At 65.8% G+C, this 24,460-nt stretch carries 23 protein-coding genes; 4 read left to right on the plus strand and 19 right to left on the minus strand.

The window, feature by feature from the left end; genetic code table 11:
- Nucleotides 1-198: 198 nt before the first annotated feature.
- Nucleotides 199-1,392: an amidohydrolase family protein gene (locus GPA25_RS13335; protein WP_169260898.1), complete on the minus strand. Its 1,194-nt coding sequence runs from the start codon at nucleotides 1,390-1,392 to the stop codon at nucleotides 199-201.
- A gap of 367 nt (nucleotides 1,393-1,759) precedes the next feature.
- Here GPA25_RS13335 and GPA25_RS13340 point away from each other — a divergent pair, with 367 nt between their 5' ends.
- Nucleotides 1,760-2,533 (plus strand): enoyl-CoA hydratase, encoded by a 774-nt coding sequence (locus GPA25_RS13340; protein ID WP_169260899.1) that lies wholly within the window; start codon nucleotides 1,760-1,762, stop codon nucleotides 2,531-2,533.
- 3 nt (nucleotides 2,534-2,536) lie between these two features.
- Complete coding sequence (locus tag GPA25_RS13345) at nucleotides 2,537-4,057, plus strand: 3-hydroxyacyl-CoA dehydrogenase (protein WP_169260900.1); 1,521 nt, start codon at nucleotides 2,537-2,539, stop codon at nucleotides 4,055-4,057.
- 64 nt (nucleotides 4,058-4,121) lie between these two features.
- On the opposite strand, the gene hbdR is transcribed toward GPA25_RS13345, so the two are convergent.
- The 16 genes from hbdR to bzdN form a co-directional block, all read right to left on the minus strand.
- Nucleotides 4,122-4,805: an HTH-type transcriptional regulator HbdR gene (gene hbdR, locus GPA25_RS13350; protein ID WP_169260901.1), complete on the minus strand. Its 684-nt coding sequence runs from the start codon at nucleotides 4,803-4,805 to the stop codon at nucleotides 4,122-4,124.
- Nucleotides 4,806-4,991: 186 nt separating this feature from the next.
- Nucleotides 4,992-5,747, minus strand: coding sequence for an enoyl-CoA hydratase/isomerase family protein (locus GPA25_RS13355; RefSeq protein ID WP_169260902.1), 756 nt, complete (start codon nucleotides 5,745-5,747; stop codon nucleotides 4,992-4,994).
- Nucleotides 5,748-5,997: 250 nt separating this feature from the next.
- A complete protein-coding gene (locus GPA25_RS13360; protein ID WP_169260903.1) occupies nucleotides 5,998-6,816 on the minus strand; it encodes an enoyl-CoA hydratase family protein in 819 nt (272 codons plus the stop codon).
- Nucleotides 6,817-6,873: 57 nt separating this feature from the next.
- Nucleotides 6,874-7,620: an SDR family NAD(P)-dependent oxidoreductase gene (locus GPA25_RS13365; protein WP_169260904.1), complete on the minus strand. Its 747-nt coding sequence runs from the start codon at nucleotides 7,618-7,620 to the stop codon at nucleotides 6,874-6,876.
- 294 nt (nucleotides 7,621-7,914) lie between these two features.
- A complete protein-coding gene (hbdA, locus tag GPA25_RS13370; RefSeq protein ID WP_169260905.1) occupies nucleotides 7,915-9,486 on the minus strand; it encodes a 3-hydroxybenzoate--CoA ligase HbdA in 1,572 nt (523 codons plus the stop codon).
- A gap of 64 nt (nucleotides 9,487-9,550) precedes the next feature.
- Nucleotides 9,551-10,582, minus strand: coding sequence for a TRAP transporter substrate-binding protein (locus GPA25_RS13375; RefSeq protein ID WP_169260906.1), 1,032 nt, complete (start codon nucleotides 10,580-10,582; stop codon nucleotides 9,551-9,553).
- A 38-nt stretch (nucleotides 10,583-10,620) separates the two neighbouring features.
- Nucleotides 10,621-11,952 carry a TRAP transporter large permease gene (locus GPA25_RS13380; protein ID WP_169260907.1) on the minus strand — a complete coding sequence of 444 codons (1,332 nt, stop codon included), beginning with the start codon at nucleotides 11,950-11,952 and terminating at the stop codon, nucleotides 10,621-10,623.
- On the minus strand, nucleotides 11,949-12,599 hold the full coding sequence (locus GPA25_RS13385; RefSeq protein ID WP_169260908.1) for a TRAP transporter small permease subunit: 651 nt from the start codon (nucleotides 12,597-12,599) through the stop codon (nucleotides 11,949-11,951). The genes GPA25_RS13380 and GPA25_RS13385 overlap by 4 nt, the downstream gene beginning before the upstream one ends.
- A 161-nt stretch (nucleotides 12,600-12,760) precedes the next feature.
- Nucleotides 12,761-13,939 carry an acyl-CoA dehydrogenase family protein gene (locus GPA25_RS13390; protein WP_169260909.1) on the minus strand — a complete coding sequence of 393 codons (1,179 nt, stop codon included), beginning with the start codon at nucleotides 13,937-13,939 and terminating at the stop codon, nucleotides 12,761-12,763.
- A gap of 113 nt (nucleotides 13,940-14,052) precedes the next feature.
- Nucleotides 14,053-14,835 (minus strand): SDR family NAD(P)-dependent oxidoreductase, encoded by a 783-nt coding sequence (locus GPA25_RS13395; protein WP_169260910.1) that lies wholly within the window; start codon nucleotides 14,833-14,835, stop codon nucleotides 14,053-14,055.
- On the minus strand, nucleotides 14,832-14,990 hold the full coding sequence (locus GPA25_RS13400; protein WP_169260911.1) for a hypothetical protein: 159 nt from the start codon (nucleotides 14,988-14,990) through the stop codon (nucleotides 14,832-14,834). Before GPA25_RS13400 ends, GPA25_RS13395 begins: the two co-directional genes overlap by 4 nt.
- A gap of 151 nt (nucleotides 14,991-15,141) precedes the next feature.
- Nucleotides 15,142-15,594 (minus strand): GNAT family N-acetyltransferase, encoded by a 453-nt coding sequence (locus GPA25_RS13405; protein WP_169260912.1) that lies wholly within the window; start codon nucleotides 15,592-15,594, stop codon nucleotides 15,142-15,144.
- A 52-nt stretch (nucleotides 15,595-15,646) separates the two neighbouring features.
- Nucleotides 15,647-16,555, minus strand: a complete 909-nt coding sequence (gene bzdQ, locus GPA25_RS13410; protein ID WP_169260913.1) for a benzoyl-CoA reductase, bzd-type, subunit Q — start codon at nucleotides 16,553-16,555, stop codon at nucleotides 15,647-15,649.
- A gap of 38 nt (nucleotides 16,556-16,593) precedes the next feature.
- Entirely contained in the window at nucleotides 16,594-17,403 is an 810-nt protein-coding gene (locus tag GPA25_RS13415; RefSeq protein WP_169260914.1) for an acyl-CoA dehydratase activase, read from the minus strand.
- Nucleotides 17,404-17,535: 132 nt separating this feature from the next.
- The gene (gene bzdO / locus GPA25_RS13420; RefSeq protein ID WP_169260915.1) at nucleotides 17,536-18,840 is read right to left on the minus strand and encodes a benzoyl-CoA reductase, bzd-type, subunit O; all 1,305 of its coding nucleotides are present in this window, start codon (nucleotides 18,838-18,840) and stop codon (nucleotides 17,536-17,538) included.
- Nucleotides 18,841-18,859: 19 nt separating this feature from the next.
- Nucleotides 18,860-19,999 carry a benzoyl-CoA reductase, bzd-type, subunit N gene (gene bzdN, locus GPA25_RS13425; protein WP_169260916.1) on the minus strand — a complete coding sequence of 380 codons (1,140 nt, stop codon included), beginning with the start codon at nucleotides 19,997-19,999 and terminating at the stop codon, nucleotides 18,860-18,862.
- Between the two features lie 433 nt (nucleotides 20,000-20,432).
- On the opposite strand from bzdN, the gene GPA25_RS13430 reads away from it, so the two are divergent.
- Nucleotides 20,433-20,915 (plus strand): DUF3304 domain-containing protein, encoded by a 483-nt coding sequence (locus GPA25_RS13430; RefSeq protein WP_169260917.1) that lies wholly within the window; start codon nucleotides 20,433-20,435, stop codon nucleotides 20,913-20,915.
- Nucleotides 20,916-20,940: 25 nt separating this feature from the next.
- Nucleotides 20,941-22,560 (plus strand): T6SS phospholipase effector Tle1-like catalytic domain-containing protein, encoded by a 1,620-nt coding sequence (locus GPA25_RS13435; protein WP_169260918.1) that lies wholly within the window; start codon nucleotides 20,941-20,943, stop codon nucleotides 22,558-22,560.
- A 67-nt stretch (nucleotides 22,561-22,627) separates the two neighbouring features.
- Here GPA25_RS13435 and paaH read toward each other — a convergent pair whose 3' ends face one another.
- Nucleotides 22,628-24,175 (minus strand): 3-hydroxyacyl-CoA dehydrogenase PaaH, encoded by a 1,548-nt coding sequence (gene paaH, locus GPA25_RS13440; protein ID WP_169260919.1) that lies wholly within the window; start codon nucleotides 24,173-24,175, stop codon nucleotides 22,628-22,630.
- A gap of 34 nt (nucleotides 24,176-24,209) precedes the next feature.
- Nucleotides 24,210-24,374 (minus strand): rubredoxin, encoded by a 165-nt coding sequence (locus GPA25_RS13445; RefSeq protein ID WP_169260920.1) that lies wholly within the window; start codon nucleotides 24,372-24,374, stop codon nucleotides 24,210-24,212.
- Nucleotides 24,375-24,460: the final 86 nt, after the last annotated feature.

The following is a 24,460-nucleotide window of genomic DNA, read 5'->3' on the forward strand; positions in this document are numbered from 1 at the left end:
GGCATACAGGTTATGGGAACTAAAACAATAGGGGACAGACCACGATTTTCCTTCATGGATCCATGCGGCGGGGTGAGTTCGACGTTCACGCTTGCGCGTTCGTCATCACCTAATGCGGATTACCCGTGGATGGATGCATCCCCTCTCCCTTTCCCGATCCGCGCAGCAGATCGTCGACGACGAATCGGCCGCCTGAAATCACCAGCTCGGGGTACTCGAGGCGCTTGAGGGCGTGCAGCGGGTTGCCCCGCACGGCGACGAGGTCGGCCGGGGCTCCGGGGACGAGCTGGCCGAGCGGGGCCATTCCCAGATGTTCCCCCGCCTTGCCCGTGGCGGCCGCCAGGACGGCCTCGGAAGCTTGCCGTGCGAGGCGTGCATCATGAGTTCCAGTTCGCGTGCGTTGATGCCCCAGGGCAGCTCGGTGTGGGCCATGTCGGTGCCGTAGAGCAAAGTCCCGCCGCGCGCGACGAACTCGCGCGTGTTGACGAGAACGCCGCTGCAGGGGGACAGCGTGTCGAGGGCGCCGACGATCCGCACGCCCGCATCGACGGCCCGCGCGATGATGTCCTCGGGCAGGGCTTCGCAGGGCATGTGTGCCCATTCATCGACCGCGGCGTCGAGTGCGAGGCGGGCACCCGTGGCGTTGCTGAGGTGCGCCGACACCTTGCGGCCGCGGGCGTGCGCCTCGCGGACGATGGCCTTCAACACGTCGGGCGCGAGCAGCGGCCACGGCGGCGGCACGCGCGCTGCGTGCTGGCTCCACGGGGCGCCCGGGGAGCCGCCGGGTTCGAGGGCGATCTTGATCACGGACGCGCCGGCATCGACGAGGTGGCGCACGACCTTGCGCGCCTGTTCGACGTCTGCGACTTCGACCGCGAGGGCGCTGGCGTCGCCATGGCCGTGGCCCCCTCCCCCGGCCCACACCGGCAGCGGATAACCGTGCGGCGGCGTGAGGATCGGGCCGGCGCTGAGCTGCCGCAGGCTGCCGTTGCCGCCAGCCGGCGGCCGCGCCGGGCCGGTGAGGTCGCGCACCGTGGTCGTGCCGTGGCGCAGCACCGTCGCGGGCGGGACACCCTGGACGGCGACGTGCCCGTGCAGGTCGATGAAGCCGGGAAGCAGGGTCGCGCCGGCGAGGACATGGCGGCGCGCGGCCGGCAGCGTCGCGGCCGGGCCGACGGCGGTGATCACCGCGCCCCGCACGACGCCATAGCCTTCGCGCATCGTATGGCCGTCGAAAACGCGGTCCGGGATCAGGACGTACTCGTCGGTGGCGGGCGTCGTGCCGCCGGCTTGCTCCGCCCGGACGGGTGCGGGAAGGCCGCTGATCAGGGCCACGGTGGCCAGGGCCGGCGCGGTCCGCGTGAGGACGGCGCGGAAGACTGGGGTGCGCATGATCTCGCCTCCGCAAGGGCGTGTTTCTATATATAGCCCATTGCGGCGCGTCGGCCCGGGCGATGACGGGCGCCGAATACGGGGCCGACAACCCGTTCGCGATCGCGGCCGGCACGGTCGGCGGCCGCTGCGCGGACAAGGCCCGCTACGTCCTGTGCCACCGCGCGCGGGAAATAGCGGACAGACAACGGTGCTGGTCGGCGGATCGGGCATGTGCTTCAGCGGCATTGCCGTGGCGACACGATTGGTTGATATACAATTGTTGCTGTTACCACTATTATCACAGCTACATTTCCGTGCCGGCCACATTCCTGTCCGGCACATCGCAAACCGAAGACGCGCGCCGCATGCGCTTCAGGGAGTCACGATGAGCGACGAGGTCATTCTCGAACGCCCGCAGTCCGGCATTGCGCTGCTGCGGCTCAACCGCCCCGAGGCGCGCAATGCACTGAGCCAGGCGCTGCGGCTCGCGCTCGCCGAGCATTTCACCGCGCTCGGCGCCGATCCCGAGGTCCGCTGCATCGTGCTGACGGGCAGTGAGCGCGTCTTCGCCGCGGGTGCCGACATCCGCGATCTGGCCGAACGCAGCGCGATCGACATGATGATGCGCAACACGCATCGCCTGTGGCAGGCGATCGCGTCCTGCCCGAAGCCGGTCATCGCCGCGGTCAATGGCCTCGCGCTCGGCGGCGGCTGCGAATTGGCAATGCACGCGGACATCATCATCGCCGGCGAGGGCGCATCCTTCGGCCAGCCCGAGGTGCGCATCGGCATCATGCCCGGTGCCGGCGGCACGCAACGCCTGACGCGCGCGGTCGGCAAGTTCCGCGCGATGAAGATGGTGCTCACCGGCCAGCCGGTCGGTGCCCGCGAGGCGCTGGGCATGGGACTCGCCAGCGAAGTCGTCGCCGACGGGCAGGTGCTCGCGCGCGCGCTCGAGCTTGCTGCGGAGATCGCCGCGCTGCCGCCGCTCGCCGTCATGCAGATCAAGGAAGTGGTGCTCGCGGGCCAGGACGCCTCGCTCGAGGCCGCGCTGATGCTCGAACGCAAGGCCTTCCAGCTGCTGTTCGCGAGCGCGGACCAGAAAGAAGGCATGCGTGCCTTTCTCGACAAGCGCAAACCCGATTATCAAGGACGCTGAACCATGCTGGACACCACCCGCAACGACCTGCAGCTCGGCGTCGTCGGCACCGGCCTGATGGGCCGCGGCATCGCGCAGATCGCCGTGCAGGGCGGCATCCGCGTGCTGCTGCACGATGCCCGCCCCGAGGCAGCCGGCGAGGCGCGCGACGCGATCGCCCAGACGCTCGCCACGCTCGCCGCCAAGGGCAAGATCGCCAGCGCCGACGCCGTGGCGGCCACCGCACGCCTCGCCACCGCCGACGCGCTGGAGGGGCTCGCGGACTGCGACGTCGTCGTCGAAGCGATCGTCGAGCAGCTCGAGGCCAAGCGCGAACTGTTCCGGCGCCTCGAAGACATTGTCGGCGCGACCTGCATTCTCGCGACCAACACTTCCTCGCTGTCGGTGACGGCGATCGCCGCCGGCTGCCGCCTGCCGGGCCGCGTCGCGGGCTTCCATTTCTTCAGCCCGGTGCCGCTGATGAAGATCGTCGAGGTCATCGACGGAGCGCTCAGCGAGCCCTGGGTTGGCGATGCGCTCACGGCGCTGGCGCAGCGCACCGGGCACACGCCGGTGCGCGCGCAGGATACCCCGGGCTTTGTCGTCAATCACGCCGGGCGCGGCTACGGCACCGAGGCGCTGCGTATTCTCGGCGAGGGCATCACCGACTTCGCCGCCATCGACCGCATCCTGCGCGAGTCCGCCGGTTTCCGCATGGGGCCGTTCGAGCTGCTGGACCTCACCGGGCTCGATGTCTCGCATCCGGTGATGGAGTCGATCTACGACCAGTACTACCAGGAGCCGCGCTTCCGCCCGTCGCCGATCACGCGCCAGCGACTCGCCGCCGGTCTGCTCGGGCGCAAGAGCGGGCGCGGCTTCTACACCTATCGCGAGGGCAAGGCGGAAGTCCCGCCCGCGGAGGCGCCGCCGCCAGCGACTGGCGCGCCGGTATGGCTGAGCCGGCGCAACGCCGCTGCGGCCGAGCGCGTTGCGGCGCTGCTCGAACACCTCGGCGCAACGCTCGATCGCGGCGAGCGGCCCGGCGCCGACGCCGTGTGCCTGGTGCTGCCGATCGGCGAGGATGCAACCACCGCCGCGCTCGCCGAAGGGCTGGACCCGGCGCGCACGCTGGCACTCGATGCGCTCGCGCTCGACGGCCACCGCACGCTGATGCGCACACCGCTGACGACCCGCGCGATGCGCGACGCCGCCTGGGGCCTGCTCGCGTCCGACGGCACGCCGGTCACGGTGATCAATGACAGCCCGGGTTTTGTCGCGCAGCGCGTGCTCGCGATGATCGTGAACATCGGCTGCGACATTGCACAGCAGGGCATCGCAACGCCGTCCGACATCGACCGCGCGGTAACGCTCGGTCTGGGCTACCCGAAGGGGCCGCTGACGCTGGGCGACGCGCTCGGCGCGGCGACGGTGCTGGAGATCCTCGACGCGATGCACACCTTCTATCGCGACCCGCGCTACCGGCCCAGCCCATGGCTGATCCGCCGCGCCCGGCTCGGCGTATCGCTGCTAACCGCCGATCACTGATCGACGCCGTCGGCCCGGCCTATGCAGGGGCGGCGGCGCGAGCGCAATCAGCGCCGCACGAGGCTCAATCCGCCCCCCGCAGCACCGTGCCGGCGCTTTGCGGAACACGCGACATCGCCGTCTTGCCCTTCGCGGTGAGGAAGGGCTCGACCAGCAGTTGCAGGCCTTCATCGACATATTCGGCCAGCGTATAGCGGTCGCAAAACGCCCAGTGCTTCAGGGCCCAGGCGTGCGCGAACATGACGCATTGATAGGAGAGGAGATACTCGTTGATCGGGCGCATGTAACCGCCTGTGGTGCAGGCGCGAATCGCTTTCTCGATCAGGCGGTTGGTTCGGGTTTCGCCGTCCTTGATGAGGCCGCGCCGATCCGGGCGCAGTGACTTGGTCGATCGGTATGCCAGCACCGTCGCCTCGCGCTGCGAATCGACGATCGCGCAGTACGCCCATACGGCCCGGCACAGCCGTTCGACCGGATGCGACACGCCTTCGAGTTGCCGGGGAATCTCATTTTCGTATGTATCAAGCACGTTCTTCAGCGTCAGGAACAGGATGTCGTCCTTTTCACCGAAGTATTGGTAGATCAGGCCGGTGCTGACCTTGGCCTCGCGGGCGATCTGCAAAATCGTCGTCGTGTAGTAGCCCTCCTCGGAAAAGAGCTTCGTCGCCGCACGAATAATCTGCTGACGCCGCTCCCCGACCAACTTCGGGTCGGTCACCACACTCTTGACGCTTTCTGCTGAACTCATGATCGTTCCTCGGGATTGCGATTGCCACAGCTGTCCGGAATCGAACCGGACGCCGTATTGTGCCACCACTGCACGACAGTTTCCGCCTTCGGCCTTCGGCATCACGCCTGCCCGGACCGGTGCCGGTGCTGACGATCCAGCTCGGCGGCTTGCGCCGCCCACCGGAGCGGTAGCGCCCGTTCACTATCACTGCTTGTCGAGAAAGCGCTGCACCCGTTGCTGGGTCTCGGCATCGGCGAGCAGCGCCGCACTGCCGGCAAGTTCGACCTCGAAGCCGTCCTCCGCCCCGTCGACCGCCACCGCGATGCAGTGCTTGCATTCCGCCAACGCCGCGCCGGGCAGCGCGGCGATGCGCTCGACCAGCGCCCGCGCGGTCGATTCCAGCGCCGCCGCGGGAGCGACCCAGTGCGCGCAGCCGAGCGCGACAGCGTCGGCGCCGCCGATGACTTCGGCGCCGAGAATCAGGCGCCTGGCGACGGCGTCGCCACAGATGCGGGTCATGCGCTGCGTGCCGCCCGCGGCCGGCAGCAATCCGAGCTGCGCCTCCGGCAGGCCGATCTTCGCGGTGTCGGCAACGACACGCAAATCGCACGCAAGCGCGAGTTCGAATCCTCCCCCCAGCGCCGCGCCGCCGATCTCGGCGACCGACACCTGCGGCAGCCGCTCGAGCCGCGCGTAGACCTGCTGCATCCGGCGGGTCATCGCAATCATCTGCTTGCGCCCTTCCTCGCTGCCGTACAGGGAGCGAATCAGCTCGAGATCCGCGCCGGCACAGAACAGGCGTTCGCGGCTGCGAATCCACAGCACGCTCACACGCGGCATCCGTTCGAGCTCGGCCAGAATCCGGTCGAGTTGCTCGATCCATTCTTCGTTGATCGCATTGACCGGCGCGCGGCACAGCGTGACGGTCGCAACCGAAGCTTCGATAGTCAGCGAAATCATAAGTCCCTCGCGATAAGTCCCACGGTGCCGCCGAACCGCTGGATCGCGGCACGGCGGCGAGCATAAAAACGGGGCATCGCCGGCGTGTGCGGGCAACAGAGGAGGTGAGCAGCGAAATATCGCGCACACCGTTTGATGCGATGCCCCCGAAAGCGGATCGCCGGGCTCCGGCGCAGCCGCGCTGTGTGCGGCCATGTTTCTTCGGACCCCCGCTGCCACGCAGGCAGCGGGTCACTTCACCAGCTACGGCTCAATTCCCTTCGAACTTCGGCACCTGCTTGTTCACGAACGCGTTGTAGGCGCGCTCGAAATCCTTCGTCTTCATGCAGATCGCCTGCGCCTCGGCCTCGGTCTCGAGCGCTTGCTCGATCGTCTGGTTCCATTCCTGATGCAAGCACTTCTTCGTCATCGAATGCGCGAACGCCGGGCCGTTGGCGAGCGACAGGGCCATCTCCTGTGCTTTCGCCAGCACCTTCTCGGCCGGGACGACGTCATTGAAGTAACCCCAGGCGCGGCCTTCCTCGGCGCTCATTGAGCGGCCGGTGTACAGCAACTCGGAGGCGCGCCCCTGGCCGATGATGCGCGGCAGGATGCTGCACGCGCCCATGTCGCATCCGGCCAGGCCGACGCGCACGAACAGGAACGCGGTCTTGGCCTCGGGGGTCGCGTAACGCATGTCGGAGGCCATCGAGATGATCGCGCCGGCACCGGCGCAAATGCCGTCGACCGCCGAAATGATCGGCTGCGGGCAGTTGCGCATTTCCTTGACGAGGTTGCCGGTCATGCGCGTGAAGGCGAGCAGGCCGTCCATGTCCATGCGCGTGAGCGGGCCGATGATGTCGTGCACGTCGCCGCCCGAGCAGAAGTTGCCGCCGGCGCCGGTGATCACGACGACGCGCACGTCTTCAGCATATTGAAGCTTGATGAAGGTGTCGCGCAGCTCGGCGTAACTCTCGAAGGTCAGCGGGTTCTTGCGCTCCGGGCGGTTTAGCGTAATCGTCGCGACGCGGTCGGCCACTTCGAGTTTGAAATGCTCGGGATGCCAGTCGGCGGCTTTCAACTTGTACATGAGATTCTCCTGAGGATGGACTGCCTGAAAACGTGCATTGAATGAATCGTCACTCATTTAGCCGGCCAGCGTCAGGCCACCGCTGACGCTGATGACCTGGCCGGTGATGAAGCTCGCCCGGTCGCTGGCGAAGAACAGCACCGCATCGGCGAGTTCAGACGGTTTTGCGAGGCGGCGCATCGGGGTCGCCTTGACGAAGGCCTCGCGGTGTTTCTCCGGCACCGCCTGCAGCAGCGGCGTGTCGGTCGGTCCCGGGCACACGCAATTGACGTTGATGGCGTAACGCGCCACTTCGCGCGCGAGCGACTTCGTGAACGCGATCGCGCCGCCCTTGGCACCGGAATACACGGTCTCGCCCAGGCTGCCGACGCGCCCCGCGTCACTCGAGACGGTGACGATCTTGCCCGAACCGCGCTCGATCATCTGCGGCAGGAAGGCGTGCGAGACGGCGATCGGGCCGAGCAGGTTCAGGTCGATGACCTTGCGCCAGAAGTCCGGCGTGTTCTCCATGAACGGCTGGATCTTGCCCCAGCCGGCGACGTTCGCGACGATGTCGATCTGCGGCCGGCGGCGGTACGCCTCGTCCCGGAACGCGGTGATCGAATCGAGATCGGTTACGTCGAGGCGGATGAATTCGACGCCGAGATGCTGTTCGGCCAGCGCGCCGGCCGCCGCCGCGCCCTTGCTCTCGTCGATGTCGCCGATCAATACGTAAGCACCTGCCCGGGCCAGCGTTTCCGCCGTCGCCAGTCCGATCCCCGATGCGCCGCCCGTGACTACTGCCGTTTTGCCTGCAAGGTTCATTTTCTTCACGCCTCCTGATTAACCAGTCTTTCGCCCGTGGGGTCTCCAGACGTCCGCTCCGGTCGCTGCCGACCCCGCTACCGACAAGCGCCGCCTCGATCGTTCCGGAAGCGCCGTTGCTTAAATGAATGATTGTTCAGTCAGTCAATCAAGTCAACCCCCTGCGCTCGGATTGTTGAAAATTGCCTGCAGAGTCCGCTGCCGGCCTGGCGATGGCGCCGCCACGCAGGTCGACGTCATTACCTCGCCGCAGGGCTGAACGAGGCGCCCGCGTGACGCCTGCCCGGCCGCGTTCTAAGCGGCCGACTTCATCAGTTCGCGCAGGCGGAATTTCTGGATCTTGCCGGTGGCCGTGCGCGGCAGTTCATCGACGAACCGGATCGTGCGCGGACATTTGTAGATCGACAGGTTCGCCATCAGCGTATCGAGCAGCTGCGCGGACAGCCGCGTCGGGCTTGCCGACGGATCCTTGGCGACGGCGACCAGCACCAGACGCGTCAGGCCGTCGTCCTGCGGGACGCCGACGACGACGGCCTCGGAGATGCCCGGCGCGGTCATCGCACAGGACTCGATTTCCGACGGGCTCACCCATTGCCCCGAGATCTTGAGCATGTCATCGGCACGCCCGCAGTGATACCAGTAACCGTCGCGATCGAAACTGAACATGTCGCCGGGGTAGTACCAGCCATCGCGCAGGGCCTTCGCGGTCTGCTCGGGCTGCTTCCAGTAACCGGCGAACTGCGACGGCGTCCTGATCGCGATCAAGCCCGGCGCGTCCGGCGTGACGATCTCGTTGCCGGCTTCATCGACGAGACGCACCTCGGCCCAGGGAACTTTCTTGCCGCAGGAACCCGGCCTCTGTTCGCCGCCGTCGTTGACGAGAAACAGGAAGATCGTTTCCGACGCCCCGATGCCGTCGATGATCGGTTTGCCGAACGCTTCGCGCCAGCGGTGGTATAGCGTTTCGGGAAGCTTCTCGCCGGCCGACAGAAAATGGCGGATGCGGCCAAAAGCGGGCGACTCGGCGGCGCCATCGCGCAGCAGGTTGCGGTACATCACCGGCGTGCTGAAGAGCAGCGTCGGTGCGTGACGTTCGATGACCTCGATGATCATTTCCGGGTCCGGCCACCCCGGCGCGACGATGACGGTGGCCCCGCAGCGCAGCCCCCCCATCAGCGAATGGCCGAGCGCCCAGCCGAAGAACATCTTCGACGTCGTGAAGATGCGGTCTCCCGGACCCGCGCCGAAGTACTCGCGCTCCATGCGGTCGGCGATCAGCACGCACGCGTGCGTATGCAGGACCGCCTTCGGACGCCCCGTGGTGCCCGACGAATAGACCCAGAACGCAATGTCTTCGGGCGCCGCGGGCACCGAGGCGAGCGCGTCCCCGTAGCCTTCGAGGAAACGCTCGAGCGACACCGTCCCGCCCGTCGCCTCGCCCCCGCGCACGACGACCTGCGGCCGCTCGACCAAGTCCCTGGCGATTTCCAGATAGAGGTGCAGGAACTCGGCGTCGATGAAGAGCACCCGGCAGGCGCTGTCCTCGATCACGTAGCGCACGTCGCGCGGCGCGAGCCGCACGTTGAGCGCCACCGAGACCGCGCCGATACGCATCGCGCCAAGATAGGCGGCGACCATTTCGGGCGAGTCGTCCATCAGGAACAGCACCCGGTCGGCGGGGACGACGCCGTGGCCGGCCATCGCGTTGCCGCTGCGATTGACCATCGCGTCGAGTTCGCGATAGCTCACCGAGCGGTCGCCACTGAGGATCGCCGGCTGCTCGCCGAGTCCGAGGGAAAGAGGGGGGCCGATGATTTCGTCGGCGGCGTTCATCACTCCATATCGCGCGGTATTCTCAAAGCTCATATCTGCTCCACAAGGACAGAAAAAGCCCCGACAAGACCGCCGGGGCGTATGGCAACCGGACCGGTCAATTGCTCAGCAGGGTCTGGGCTTCCGCCAGCAGCTTCTGGCCGTCATAACCCTTGGCGGTGACTTCCTTGACCCACTCGGTCGTCACCGAATCGGCGGCCTTCTGCCAGATCTTCACCTCGGCAGCGGGCACCGTATAGAAGGTGTTCTTGTGCTCGACCGCCGCCTGGCGCCCAATCAGCGTCGCGTCATCCCACACCTTGCCGGCCCACGCCGACACCTCGGCGCCGCTGTTTGCGTCGATGACCTTCTTCAGATCGGCAGGCAGGCTGTCGTATTTCGCCTGGTTCATCGCCAGCACGAATGCCGACGTCGACAGCAGCGGCATGATCGGGTCGGTCTCGGTATGGAATTTCACGACGTCCTGCACTTTCATCGCCGGCACCACTTCCCACGGGATCATCGCCCCGTCGATGACGCCCTTGGCAAGGCTTTCCGTGACCAGCGGCACCGGCATCGGTACCGGCGTCGCGCCGAGCGCAGTGAGCATGCGCGTCGCCAGGCGGGTCGGGGCGCGCACTTTCAGGCCGCGCAGGTCGTCCATGGTGCGGACCTGCTTCTTTGTCGTATGCAGCGCCATGCCGGAGATCACATGGAAAACCAGCGGCCGCACGCCCTTGTATTCGTCGGTCGCATTTTTTGTCGCGTAGGTCCACAGCGCACGACTCGATTTTTCGCCCGAGACGCCCATGAACGGCAACTCGAAGGCTTCGGTGACGAGGAAGCGTCCCGCCTGATAGCCGGGCAGCGCCCAGACGATGTCGGCAACGCCATCCTTCGCCTGGTCGAACAGCTGCGGCGGCGTCCCGCCCATCTGCATCGCCGGGTAGATCTGGCACTTCAGCCGGCCGGCGGATTCCGCGTTGATCTTTGCGCACCACGGCTCGAGGAATTTCAACTGCGTGTTCGACGACGGTGGCAGGAAGTGGTGCACGCGCAGCGTGACCACCTTGTCGGCCTGTGCCTGGGCGGCGCCGCACGCCAGCAGCAGGGAGGCCAGGAGCGGTTGGAGCAGGTTACGGGTTTTCATCGCTTCTCCTTTGAACGCGTGGAATGATCCGGTCCCGGCTAGCCGCCGAAGGTCCGTACCAGGTACAGCGAGATGACAGGGAAGAACAGCAGCAACACGATGCGCATCAGGTCGGAGGCGAGGAAAGGCATCACCCCCTTGAACGTTTCGGTCAGCGGAACATCCTTCGCGGCCTTGTTGATGATGTAGATATTCATGCCGACCGGCGGATGCACCAGGCCGATCTCGACCACCATCAGCACGAGGATGCCGAACCAGATCGACTTCTCTCCCTGGCTGAGGTCCCAGAACTCGAGCCCCATGATCATGGGATAGAAGATAGGGATCGTCAGCAGGATCATCGCCAGCGCGTCCATCACGCAACCGAGGAACACGTAGATCACCAGGACCGCGGTGAGCACCAGCAGCGGCGACATGCCACTATCCTTGACCCAGTTTGCGAGCTCCGCCGGCATCTGCGTCAGCGCGAGGCCGGTGTTGAGCATGTCGGCGCCGAGCAGCACGAGAAAGATCATCGCCGTTGCTTCGGCCGCGCCGAGGATGCTGTCCTTGACGCCGGCGAGCCGCATGCCGCCGCTGACCACCGCGAGGATGCCGCAGGCCGCCGCGCCGATCGACGCCGCCTCGGTCGGGTTCGCCCAGCCCCCGTAGATGCCGATGATCACCACCATGAAGATCAGCGCGACCGGGAACACGTTGAGGATGGAGCGCAACTTCTCGGCGAACGGCACACGTGGCCCTGCCGGACCGGCCTCGGGCTTGAGCGTGACGATGATGCGGATCACCAGCATGTAGCCGAACATCGCGATCAGGCCGGGCAGCACCGCGGCCATGAACAGCTTGCCGATCGATTCCTGCGTCAGCACCGCGTAGATCACCAGTGGCACCGAGGGCGGAATCAGGATGCCGAGTGTGCCGCCGGCGGCGAGGGCGCCCGTGGCGAGCGCCCCGGAATACTTGTAGCGCTTGAGTTCCGGTAGCGCCACCTGCCCCATCGTCGCCGCGGTCGCCAGCGACGAACCGCAGATCGCGCCGAAGCCCGCACAGGCTCCGGTCGAAGCGATCGCGACGCCGCCGCGCCAGTGACCGACGAGCGAGCTCACGCAGCGGAACAGCGCCCGCGACAGTCCGCCGTGGGTCGCGAACTGCCCCATCAGCAAGAACATCGGAATGACGGCGAGGTCGTAATTCGAGAGCCGCGCATAGGCGAGGTTCTTGAGCATGTTTAGAAAGGGCGACAGGTCGCCGCCGTTCATCGTCAGGAAGCCACCGGCGCCGACGAGGAACATCGTGATGCCGATATGCAGGCGCAGCACCAGCATGACGAGCAGGATGCCGAACATGATGACGCCGATTCCGATGCCGCTCATTTCGCTTCTCCCATCACGCTACGGAAACGACGCGCCGCGATATACAGGCCGGTCGCCGCGAACAGCACGAAACTCGGCACGATCAGCGCGATCGCGATCCAGCCCGGCCAGCCGAGCATCAGCGACGCCTCGCCCGACTCGAACGACGCCATGGCGCCGACCGCGGTGCGCCAGGAAATCAGCAGCGCGACCGCGCTCATCAGCAGCGCGGCGAGGCCGTCGAGAAAGGCGCGCAGGCGCGCCGGCAGCCAGTTCGTGAAGAAGTCCACCCGCACGTGCCCGTCCGTCATCTGGCAGTACGCGAAGAACGTCGCCGCGGCGGCGGCCGCCCCCATCTGCAGGATCTCGAAATCGCCGGGAACCGGCAGCGAGAACAGCTTGCGGCCGACGATCGAAACCAGCGACATTGCGATCAGCGCGATGAACAGGGCGCCGCCGGCCAGCGCGAACGCCCTGCTGACGGCGTACAGCCGCATGCCCCACGGGCCATGCGGCAGTTCTTCCGGATGGGCGACGTGCTCGATGGAACCGGGCTCGAGCTGGAGTCCTTCTTCGCCTGCACTGGCCGCCGCTCGAACAGGAAGCGCTTCGACGTCGCGCGGCACAGCCACCACCGTCGCATCGAAGCTCGCAAGGTTTGCATGCATGTTATGTCTCCTCCTGGTGCATCGCAATGACTGAACGCTCAGTCATTCAATGAATGAGGACTTCTGCCTCAACCCGGCACGTGAACGCGACTACGACCGGCCACCGCCTCCCATTGGGGGGGCGGGCCGTTGTCACCCGCGCCGCGTCGGAACGGGCGCCGTCACTGTTGTGCCTGTTCCTGCTCGTACGCCGAAAGGGTCTGCCGGGCGATGATGAGCTGCTGGACTTCGGTCGCGCCTTCGTAGATGCGCAGCGCCCGGATCTCGCGATACAGGCGCTCGACCGGGTGATCGCTGACCACGCCGCAACCGCCCCAGATCTGCACCGCCGCGTCGATCACCTGCTGCGCGGTCTCCGTGGAGGTCATCTTCGCCATCGCCGCCGCACGGGTGATGTTCTGCCCCTGGTCGCGCTGCCAGGCGGCGCGATAGGTCAGCAGCGCCGACACGTCGACGCCGGTGGCCATCTGCGCGAGCTTCGCCTGCGTGATCTGGAAATCGGCGAGTTTCTGGTTGAACATATCGCGCGTCGTCGCGCGCTTGAGGGCTTCGTCGAGCGCGCGCCGCGCGAAACCCAGCGCCGCGGCGGCCACCGAGGTGCGGAAGATGTCGAGCGTCTGCATCGCGACCTTGAAGCCCTGCCCCGGCTGACCGAGCAGGCTCGACTTCGGCACGCGGCACTCGTTGAAGCGCAGGCGTGCCAGCGGGTGCGGCGCGATGACGTCGATGCGCTCGGCGATTTCAAGCCCCGGCCGGTCGGCGTCGACGATGAAGGCTGACAACCCGCGCGCGCCCGGGGCTTCGCCGGTGCGGGCGAAGACGACGTAGAAGTCGGCGATGCCGCCGTTCGAGATCCACGTCTTTTCGCCTTCCAGCACGTAGCTGTCGCCGTCGGCGCGCGCACTGCAGCTCATCGCGGCAACGTCCGAACCCGATCCCGGTTCGGACAGCGCAAAGGCGGGAATGGCCTGCCCCGATGCGACCAGGGTCAAGTATCTGCGCTTCTGCGCATCGGAGCCGTGCAGCGTGATCGCACCCGAGCCCAGTCCCTGCATGCCGAAGGCGAAGTCGGCGAGCCCCGAGTGGCGCGCCAGGGTCTCGCGCAGCAGGCACACCGCGCGCGTATCGATCGTATCGTGACGGCCGCCATAGGCGGTGCCGCCAACCGCGTAGCGCAGCCATCCGGCGGCCCCCAGCTTTGCGACCAGCTCGCGGCAGGCCGCGTCGAGATCGCCATGGTGCACGCTGACGTTCGCCGCGACCCAGGCTTCGAGTTCGATTTGCATGCGACGGTGGCGCTCTTCGAAGAACGGCCATTCGAGATAGGTCTGATCACTCATCTTCTTCTCCTCCTCCATGGGGCAGTGAGCCACTGTCACCGCCTCCTCTGATGCCTGCCGTGCGCCGCACGCGCCGGCTCGCGCTGCGCGAGGTCGGCACGAACGATGCCCTGTCACATCACTTCGCCACCGGACACCGAAATGGCCTGGCCGGTAATCGCCTCCGAACCCGGCATGCACAGCCACAACACCGCATTGGCGACTTCGTCCGGGCGCACCAGATGGCCCTGCGGGTTGTGCTTCGCCAGCTCACCCTGCGCCTCGGCTTCACTGCGGCCGGTCTTGGCGCGGATATTGGCGATCGCGTCGCGCACGATGTCGGTATCGGTATAGCCGGGGCACACCGCATTGACCGTGATGCGCTTCTGCGCGAGTTCGAGCGCCAGGGCGCGCGTCATACCGATGACGCCATGCTTGGCGGCGCAATAGGCGGAGACGTAGGGATAGCCCTTCTGGCCCGCGGTGCTGGCAACATTGACGATGCGCCCCCAGCCGGCGGCGAGCATGTCCGGCAGCGCCGCGCGGGTGCCGAGATAGGTCCCGGTCAGATTGACGCTCAGCATCTGCTGCCACAGTGCCGGATCTGTCTTGACGAACGGTGCGCTCCCCGCCTGACCGGCGTTGTTGACCAGAATCGAAACCGGTCCGAGCCGGCGCACCGCAGCGGCGAATGCGGCCTCGACCGACGCCGCATCGCCGACATCCACGGTTTCGCAATTGATCTCGGTCAGCGCGCGCAAGGTTTCGGCGCGCGCTTCGAGCACGTCGCGCGTGCGCCCCATCAGCGTGATGCGGGCGCCCTGTTCGGCCAGCCGCTGCGCGATCGCGGCACCGATGCCACGTCCACCGCCGGTGATCACCGCGTGCTTGCCGGATAGTTCGCGTTCGCTGCTCATTGCACACCCTCCTTCGTAAGCGGGAACGCGTCGCGGCGGGCCCGGATGCCGATCACCATCCCCTGCGTACTGCCTTGCGATTGCGCGGGCACTTCGAGCGTCACGTCGTCGGAATCCGTCATCTTCGCCCCCCAAAATTGTGAATGAATGGTCACTCATTCACTTTCCGGCGTCAAGTCATATTCGAGCTTTCCGGACCATTCTTCCGGAGAGCCAGGGCAACCGGGATGACGCGCATTTCTGGTGAATTGCGCGTTCTCGATGCCGGCGCGGCCGACCTTGGCGGTCGCCGCACCGGATGCCCGCTCAGGGCAGCTGGCATTCCAGATTCACCAGCTTCGCGGGGGTGAACTTCTGCCGCGCGAAGAATTTCTCCAGCGTGAAGTCATCCCAATTCACCAGCGTGTACACCTTCTTCACGCCGGCCGCCTTCATGTTCATCATGAACTGGTCGAGCATTTCGGCCGCGATGCCGCGGTTCCGGTATTCGGGATGGACGCCGATCGTGTCGATCGTCGCCGACGTCTCGGGGATCCCGAACTCGCCGAAATAGACATCGCCCATCACGAAGCCGACGACCCGGCCATCGACTTCACAGACGATCGACGAGTTGATGTTGTGGGTCGAATTGAGAATCGTGTCGAACTTGCGCTGGTAATAGTCGCGGCGAGACCGTTTGGTCGCGACTTCGTCAATCGAGACGATCGCACCCAGATCGTCCTTCTTCAATACCCGCATGAGGCGGTTCTTTTCAGGCATTTCCCTTCTCCTTTTTGAGATGCGGCGCCGCCGGCAGTGGGCCGGCCGTGACTCAAGCCGCCTTAGCCTGCTTCTGCATCAGCGTGTAGCCGAACAGTGCCGCGCCCAGCGCGCCGGCGATCTGGCTGTCGATCTTGGTATCGACCGCCTTGATGCCGAGAATCCGCTCGATACGCTTCACCACACCCGGGTTCTTCGCGATTCCGCCGGTGATGAAGAAACCCTCCTCCACGCCGATCCGCTCCAGCAGGCTCACCACACGCTCGGCCATCGCCTGGCAGTACGCCGCGATGACCTTGTTCTTGGTGTAGCCGGCCTTCAGCAGGCCCAGCGCCTCGGATTTCGCGAACACCACGCAGATCGACGAAACCGCTTCCGGCTCCACATCCACGTCGAACGAGCGCGGGCCCAGTTCGGCGATCGGGATCTGCATCAGATCGGAGATGACTTCCATGCCGCGGCCGGTACCGGCTGCGCACTTGTCGTTCATCAGGAAGTTGGTGACCTTGCCCTTCTCGTCACAGTGGATGGCCTTGCAGTCCTGGCCGCCCATGTCGAGAATCGTGCGCACTTTCGAGCCACCCATGTAGTTGGCGCCGCGAGCGTGGCAGGCAATCTCGGTGATCGCCTTGTGGGCGAACGGCACGTTCACCCGGCCGTAGCCGGTGCCGACGACGTAATGGATGTCCTCGAGCTTCATGCCGACCTTGTCCATGATGCCCTGCAGCGCATTCTTCGCCGAGTCCGGCGAGTTGTTGCCGGTACGCATGCTGTTGTAGCCGAACAGTTCGCCATCACAGACGATCACTGCCTGCGAGGACACCGAACCGACGTCGATGCCGCAAGTGATGACCTTCGCGTCCTTCCAGTTCTTCGTCTCGTCGAACCAGGTGTTTTCCTGCCAGCGCCAGAATTCCTTCTTCTCGGGGGCGGCGGTGGCGGCAGCAACTTCTGCATTCATTTGATCGCTCCTTTATCCGTGTCGTTTCGCGTATCGGTTCAGTGCAGGCGTTCGGCCGCGATCAGCGCGCAACCAATGGCGCTGACGTACTCGGGGAACTCGGGCAGCAGCACCTGATCGACATCCATCGCGTTCTTCAGCGACGCGACGAAACCGGGGTTGTGACCCATGCCGCCGATCAGCACGACCTGGCCGTCAATGCCGACGCGGCGCACCATCGCGCACACCCGGCTCGCCACCGCATCCAGCACCGCCTTGGCGATGTCTTCCTTGGGCGTCGAGGAATGGATCAGCGACACCACTTCGGACTCCGCGAACACCGTGCATTGCGCGTTCATCGGGATGCTCTTGTCGGAGCGCAGGCTCGCCTCGCCGAAGTCCTTCAGCGACAGTTGCAGCGCACGGCTCATCGCCTCGGCGAAGGAGCCCGCGCCGGCGGCGCACTTCTCGTTACCGGCAAAGTCGATCGCCTTGCCATCGGAGTCGGTCTTGATGCCGCGGCCTTCCTCGGCGCCGACATCGACCACGGTGCGGGCCTGCGGATACATGTACACCGCGCCGCGCGCCCCGGCCGTCATCTCGGTGACACCTTCGGCTGCAAAACCCACCTGGCTGCGCCCGGCCCCGGTCGCAAACACCGACCTCACCTGCGCGCGCGTCACCCCCGCAGCGGCGAGTGCATCGTCGTACGCCTGTTCGGCCGCCTGATCCGCGTCCAGGTCACCCGGCAACATCAGGTGCACCTTTTTCACGGCGTAGTTGCGCTGCTGCGCGCCATCCAGCTCGATCTCTTCCAGCAGCACAACCTTGACGCTGCGGGAGCCCATGTCGATTCCAGCGGTAATCATCTTCGTGTCCTCAATCGAATTTCATCTCGTTCGTCTTGCCGGCGGCCCCGGGCCGCGACGGCGTGACGCAGGTCGCACGAATGCTGTGGCCTGCGCCGCCACCGACAGCGCGGGGAGGGCGCGGAGCGGAACTCAGGCGGCCTGGCGGCGCAGACCGAGTTGTTCCATGAACGCATCAACACGGGCCTGCGTGCGCACTTCGTCGAACTCGCGTTCGTCGCCCATGTTTCCTTCGTAGGTCATGATCGGAATACCGGCCTTGGCCATGGCCTGGCGGTTTTCCATGATGCCGACCGACAGGCCTTCGCAGCCGCGGTTGAGGTGCATCATGCAACCGTCGACTTTCCAGTCGCGCGCGATGTTGAGCATCATTTCGCTCTTCACCGACGGATCGAAGAACTGCTGCCACAGCGGCTTCGACAGGTTCCAGTCGGCATACAGACGCAGCGCCGTGTCGCGGTCGTTCATCTCGATACCTTTCTCCCACGGCAGGGTGCGCGCACCCCAGCTGCCGTCGGCTTTGGTCTCCCACGTGCCTTCGAGGCCAAAGGTATAGAGCGAGCCGACCGACACCGCGCCGTAGGTCTCGAGGTAGCGGAAGATCTTCAGGAAAGGCCACGGCGGTTGTGTGTCCGACATCAGGCGGCAGCGCTCGTTGGGCACCGCGGCGATGCCGCGCGCGACGCGGTCCTTCACTTCCTCGTACAGCTCGTCGTAGAAGTCGGCGCACCACTGCGAGGACTTGTGCAGGATCGCGAGCACATACAGCGAGTACATGGTCTTCTCGTCGAGCGGCGCCGGCACGGCTTTCTGCAGTTCGCAAATCTGCGCCCAGCGCGCGGTCGAACGCATCTCGTTCTTGATCGCGCGGATCAGCCGCTCGTCGTCGCACTTGCGCCCGGTGGCCTTCTCGACGAATTCGATCGAGTCGTGGAGCTGGCTCGTGACGTAGTCGAGACGGTCAGGCGTCAGGTCCTTGTAGGCGCCGACCGACACATCGACGTAGAAGTCGGGAATCTTCTTGGTGCGCGCGACGTGCTGGTACCACTTCGCGTGCGAGCAGCAGATCTGCGTCTGGAAGATGAAGTCCGACGTCGGCCACTTGCCGCCGTAGAAGTATTCATCGAGGTGCATGCTGCCCCAGTAGATACGCATGTAGGAGCACATGTCGCGGGCGAAGCCGTAGGATTCGGCGGCGTCGAGGCAGCGCTGGGTGAATTTGCGGTCGAGCGACACGCCGGCCGAATACGGCTCGCCGGTGAGCGGATAGACATCGTCGCCCAGCGAGGTCGGGATCGCATCGAACGACCACCCCGCTGCGGACCAGCGGATGCCGCCGTTGTCCTTGGCACGGGCGAAGTTCTGGTAGTACTGCTCGCGCAGCTCCTTGGCCTTGCCCCAGAGCTTGAGCGGTTCGGTCGGATACAGGTTCGTCATGGTTGTTCTCCTGGTGGGCTCAGAACAGCTCTTCTTCGCTCAGCGTCTCGAGCATCGCTTCGATACGGATGCGGAACGGGCCGATCGGGTTCGTGATGTCGAATTCGAGGAACAGCGTCGGGATGCCGTTGGCTTCGAGGTGACGCTTCAGGTCGGGGTAGTCGCCCTCGTGCGGGTCGCAGAACTTCTGCTGCAGGAAGACGGCGGCCTGGACCTTGTATTCCTTGGCCAGGTTGAGCACGTGGTCGTAACGGGAGTGGACCGGATAGTCCTTGGTCGGACACGCCGGACGGTCGCAGTAGCGCTCGGCGATCGCCTTGATGACGTCGTCTTCCGGCTTCGATGCGTTCCAGAAGTAGCGCGTACCCGAGCACTGGTCGTCGATGACGATCGTCGCGCCGACCGATTCGACCATCGCCATGAACGCGACGTCGTCGTTCTCCGAACCGATCGTCATGAAACGCGCGCCTTGCGGGCGGTTCAGCTGGCGCTTCGGCAGTGCGGCGAGCACCTTCTTCAGTTGCTCGTTATGCTCGCGCTTGTCGATGAACTGCGCGGTGATCGACGCGTACAGCGCCTCGACGCCGGTCACCTTCGGATCATCCTCCTTACGGTAGTCAAACAGCTGGCGCAGCAAGCGGCGGTTCTCGTCCATCACCGCGAGCGCGTCGCGCAGCATGTCGTCGGTGATCGTCTTGCCGATGAGCGTCTGCAGGAACACGCGGAAGGCCTGCACTTCGGCGTGGTGCGCCTTGCGCGAATGCGGCGACTGCACGTCGTTCGGCATCGCCACGTAGTAGTCCCATTTCACCGTCGGCACGTTCTGGCGCCACGAACTGTAGGCCTGGCGGTACTGGATGCACGACTGCGTCAGCGTCACGCCTTCAGCGTAGTCGTAGCGGCCAAGCAGGCCTTGCGCCAGCGAGTCGCGGCAGAACGGGCAGAACATGCCGAAGATGTGCGGCTCGGTCACGTTCTGCGGCTCGTGGGCGCCGAGCACGCGCACCGGCAGCATGCCCGCCGCGATCAGCAGCTCTTCGGGCGTGTAGGTGCACATCGTGGCGACGACCTGCCCGCCGGTGCGCGCCTTCCAGGCACGGGCGTAGTCGTGCCGCTTCTCGTACCACTCCTTGAACTGGTCAAACAATCCGTCGTTCATGAATCTGTCTCCTTGTGATTGCCCCGCCCTCCGGGCGATCCGCCCTGTCGGGGAGCCTGTCCGGCCAAGTCGTTCCGGTCCCGCCTCCACTTCAGTCTGTTTGATGTCCATCAACTGACTGAACGCTCGTTCACTTTAATTGAGGGATTTTCCGAAATCAAGTACTGAATGAACAATTATTCATTTTCATGCAGCGGAGTGCATGCGAACGGACCGCTGGGTGCGACCGGTTAGCCGACCACGAAATTGATCACGAGCAGTTCGAGGACGAGCCCACATGCACCATCCCCCTGCCACGCCCGCTTGTTGCTATTTTCACTTGTCATTACTCTGACAGCACGGAGTACACTGTCCGCTGCGCTGCGTGATCGCCGTTGATCACCGTCGCCAGGCGAAAAGAATTGCCTTTCGGTTACGCATCTGTCACGCAAACATGAAAATCTGGAAACTTGCTCTCGGGGCGCTGACCGCCCTCTCCCTCTCGTCCTGCGCGACCCCCTTCGGTTCCGGCAATGAGCCCGGCCAGATGCTGGTGCCGGTGAACCACACTCACCGCTACGCACCCAACATCTTCGTGGAGGACGCATGGGCGGGAAATGTCGATCCCCATGGCGGGGGAGGCAAGGCAACATGCTGCATCGCAGGCCGCAAGGACTGGTCGAAACCGGCCCTGGTGCAGTGGCGCTGGGGCGCCGAGGACGATCCCGCCACCGGGAAGATCATCGTCGCCGGCGAAGACCGCTCCGCCCTCGTCCCCTTCCCCCGTGCCCCGCATCGCATCAACAAGAGCATCAAGGACGACTGGTCGCGTGAGGACTTCCTGGCCGACGAGATCTATCTGTGCGTGATCTTCCGGACGGTGGACAAGGTCGAGTTCGCGTTCTCGTCCAGCGCCACCGCCTGTCGCCACAAGTAATCCAACCGATCTCGGGAAGAAACTCATGACCGTCAGACAGGCCGGTTCGCCCACCACGGACGAACAACTCGCGAGCGCCTGGCAGCAAGGCGCGAAGAAGCGTATGGAAGAGCAGATGGGATGGTGGACACCGGAATCGACGCCCGTCGACCGCGCTCGATGCCGCCTCTATCCCAAGCTGTCCTTCTTCTTCGACGGCACCGGCAACAATCTGTACCAGGAGATGGCCAAACCCGCGGCCGAGCGCGCGCTGTCCAACGTGGCCAAGCTCTTTCAGGCGGCGATCGATGACAGGGACGGTCAAGAAGCCGTTGCACGCTACATTCCCGGCGTCGGCACGCCATACCGCTACGCGAACGGCAACATCTCGCCAGATGAAGACAAAGGCGGGGCCTTGGGGCTGGGATTCGGTGTCGGTGGGGAGATGCGCCTCGAAGCCGCACTGTACGAGTTCCGACGCATCCTCGAGATCGAGTGGAGCGCAGGCGCGTTGCGGCACATCGAATGGATCACGCTATCGGTCTTCGGTTTCTCGCGCGGCGCGACCCTCGCCCGTGCGTTCGTCCGCCGCCTGATCGCCGAGCAATGCGAACGTGATGCCGACAACCGTTTGATGTGGAAGGCCCGTTACGGCGAGCAGGTGCGCCTGCGCATTGTCTTCCTGGGCCTGTTCGACACCGTGGCGTCGGTTGGCGGCCCCGGACTGCATATGGGCTGGGGCTCGGAACTGGCGATTCCCGAGGGCGTCGAGCGCTGCCTGCATTTCGTTTCCGGGCATGAAGTGCGGCAGGCCTTCCCGCTCGATTCGGTTCGCGTCGGCAGCGAATACCCGAAAAAGTGCGAAGAGGTGATCTACCCCGGCGTGCATTCGGATGTGGGAGGCGGCTATTTCGACGGCTTTCAGGGCCGCTCCAATTCGCTTTCGCGCATTCCCTTGCGCGACATGTACGCCGAGGCCCTGAACAGCGGGGTGATGCTGCGCAGGCTTTCCGACGCGCCGCTCGAAGTTCGCATGGAAATCGCGCTGCCGCCCGATGCACCGCTGTTGCACGCCTATCACACCTACATGGCGTCCCTGCCGGCGGCCGATGGCTCACTGGAGTCCCTGCCGACGACGGATGGCTCACTGGAGTCGCTGCTGCATGCACACCGGACGCTGAAGTTTCGCTGGCGCGCCGCGATCACGCGGACGAACAGCGACAGCCGCGTGCTTGGAGCGCTGCACCGCGGCGTCGACCCCGTGGTGTGCGACGCGGTAACGGCACACAACAACCATCGGACGTGTTCACCGACAAGCTGGACTTACGAACTGCCGCGCAAACCGGACGTGCAGGCGAAACAGCTTCTGGCCGAGCATCGGCGTCTGGTGCGCCAGATTCCCGCCATCCGCGAGCCGGTCGAATGGCAAGGCGACACCGAATGGAGCCGCCCTCGCACCCGCTACGAAGGCCTGATCATCGCCACTTGGGACGATCGGTCAGGGCTTCCGGAAGAGGTCGAAACCTTCATGGCCGAGCATGTCCACGATTCGGTTGCACACTTTACTGAATGGCCATGTGCATTGCATGAGCAGCGCGCCATTTTCTGCGACGAAACTCGCGTTCTCGCCGCAGGGGAAAAGCATCGACGCACGGCACATGCATAGCGCCATAGGTGCGGGGCAGCATGGGCGGGATGCGGCATGCCGAGCGCGCCCATCCCCCCTAAAGCCCTCACCCCGCGTGGAACTGCCCGTCGGGACGCAGCGCGATGCGCTGCAGCAGCGGCGAGAGGCGGTAGCGCTCCTCGGTGTAGTGCTGGCGCAGGTGCTCCAGCACGCGCGCGACGACGGCGACGCCGAGTTCGTCGGCCCACGCCAGCGGGCCTTTCGGGTAGTTGGTGCCGTAGCGCATGGCGGTGTCGATGTCGGCGGCCGAGCCGATGCCCTGCAGCACGCCGTCGGCGGCTTCGTTGGCGAGCATCGCGACGGTGCGCAGGCCGACAAGGCCGGCGACGTCGTCGAGGCGGCCGATCGCGAGGCCGGTGCGCTGCAGGGTGCCGACGACGCCGTTCCACGCGCCCTGGCCACAGGAATCGGCGCGCGCGAGCGTCAGGCGCGGGGTCGTTGCATAGTCCAGCGCGAGGTCGAAGAGCACAAGGTTCGCGCAGCCCTCCTCGACCGCGCGGCGCGACGCCGTACGACCGTCGGACAGCGCGAGGCGTGCGCCGCCAATTTCGATCCAGCCGCGCGCCGCGCCGGCTGCGAGCCCTTCACCGGCAAGGCGCCGCACGTCGACGCCGGCCGCCTCGATCCGTCCGATCAGCGCCGCGGCGGGGCCGAGGTCGCCGACCACCGTCAGCGTCGCTTCACCCGGCTGGGGCGCCTCGGTGTGCGGCGGCGGCAGTTTTGCGCCTTCGCCGTAGTCATAGAAGCCGCGCCCGCTCTTGCGCCCGAGGCGGCCGGCGGCGACCAGTTCCTGCTGGATCAGGCTGGGCGCGAAGCGCTTGTCGCCGAAGTAGGCGTCGAACACCGAGTTCGTCACCGCGAAATTGACGTCGTGGCCGATCAGGTCCATCAGCTCGAAGGGGCCCATCGGGAAGCCGCAGCTCTCGCGCAATGCGGCATCGAGCGTCGCGGGATCGGCGGCGCGTTCGGCGAGCACGCGCTGCGCCTCGGCGTAATACGGGCGCGCGACGCGGTTGACGATGAAGCCGGGCGTGGACGTCGCATGCACCGGCACCTTGCCCCAGTCCCTGGCAGTCGCATACAGCGTCTCGGCGATCGCGCGCGTCGTGGCGAGGCCGGAGACGATCTCCACGAGCTTCATGCGCGGCGCGGGGTTGAAGAAATGCAGGCCGGCGAGCCGTTCGGGGCGCGCGAGGGCGACACCGATCTGCGTGATCGACAGTGACGAGGTGTTGCTCGCGAGGATCGCGTCCTCGCCGAGCAGGCTTTCCAGTTCGCGGAAGAGCTTCTGCTTGATGTCGAGGTTTTCGACGATCGCTTCGATCGCGAGGCCGGCGTCACGCGCCACGGCGAGATCGGTGGCGGGAATCACGCGCGCGAGCGTCGCGTTGGCGTCGGCTTCGGCTAGCTTGCCCTTCGTGACGAGGAAGCGCAGGTCGCGCTCGATGCCGGCGCGACCCTTGTCGACCGCCTCGGCGCGGGTGTCGTACAGATACACCGGATGGCCGGCCGCCGCCGCGACGTGGGCGATGCCGCTGCCCATCGCGCCCGCGCCGATCACCAGCACTTTCACATCGGTTGTCAGGCCGTTCATCGCCGTTCCCTCTTGCCCATATTCGTCCGCGCGCTCAGTCGTCGGCGAGCGTGAAGTTTTCCTTGGTGTTGCCGCAATCGGGGCAGACCCAGTTGGCGGGCACGTCTTCCCATTTGGTGCCGGCGGCGATGCCGTCGTCGGGTATGCCCTCGGCTTCGTTGTAGGGGTAATAGCAGGCGCTGCACTGGTAGGTGGCCATGATCGTTTTCCTGGTTTCTGTCGTTGGGGGTCGGGATTGAAGTTCTGGTGCTGCTTTTATGTGCTGCTGTTTTAGCGTGGTGCCGC

The organism is Aromatoleum diolicum (assembly GCF_012910955.1).
Classification (GTDB): Bacteria; Pseudomonadota; Gammaproteobacteria; order Burkholderiales; family Rhodocyclaceae; genus Aromatoleum; species Aromatoleum diolicum.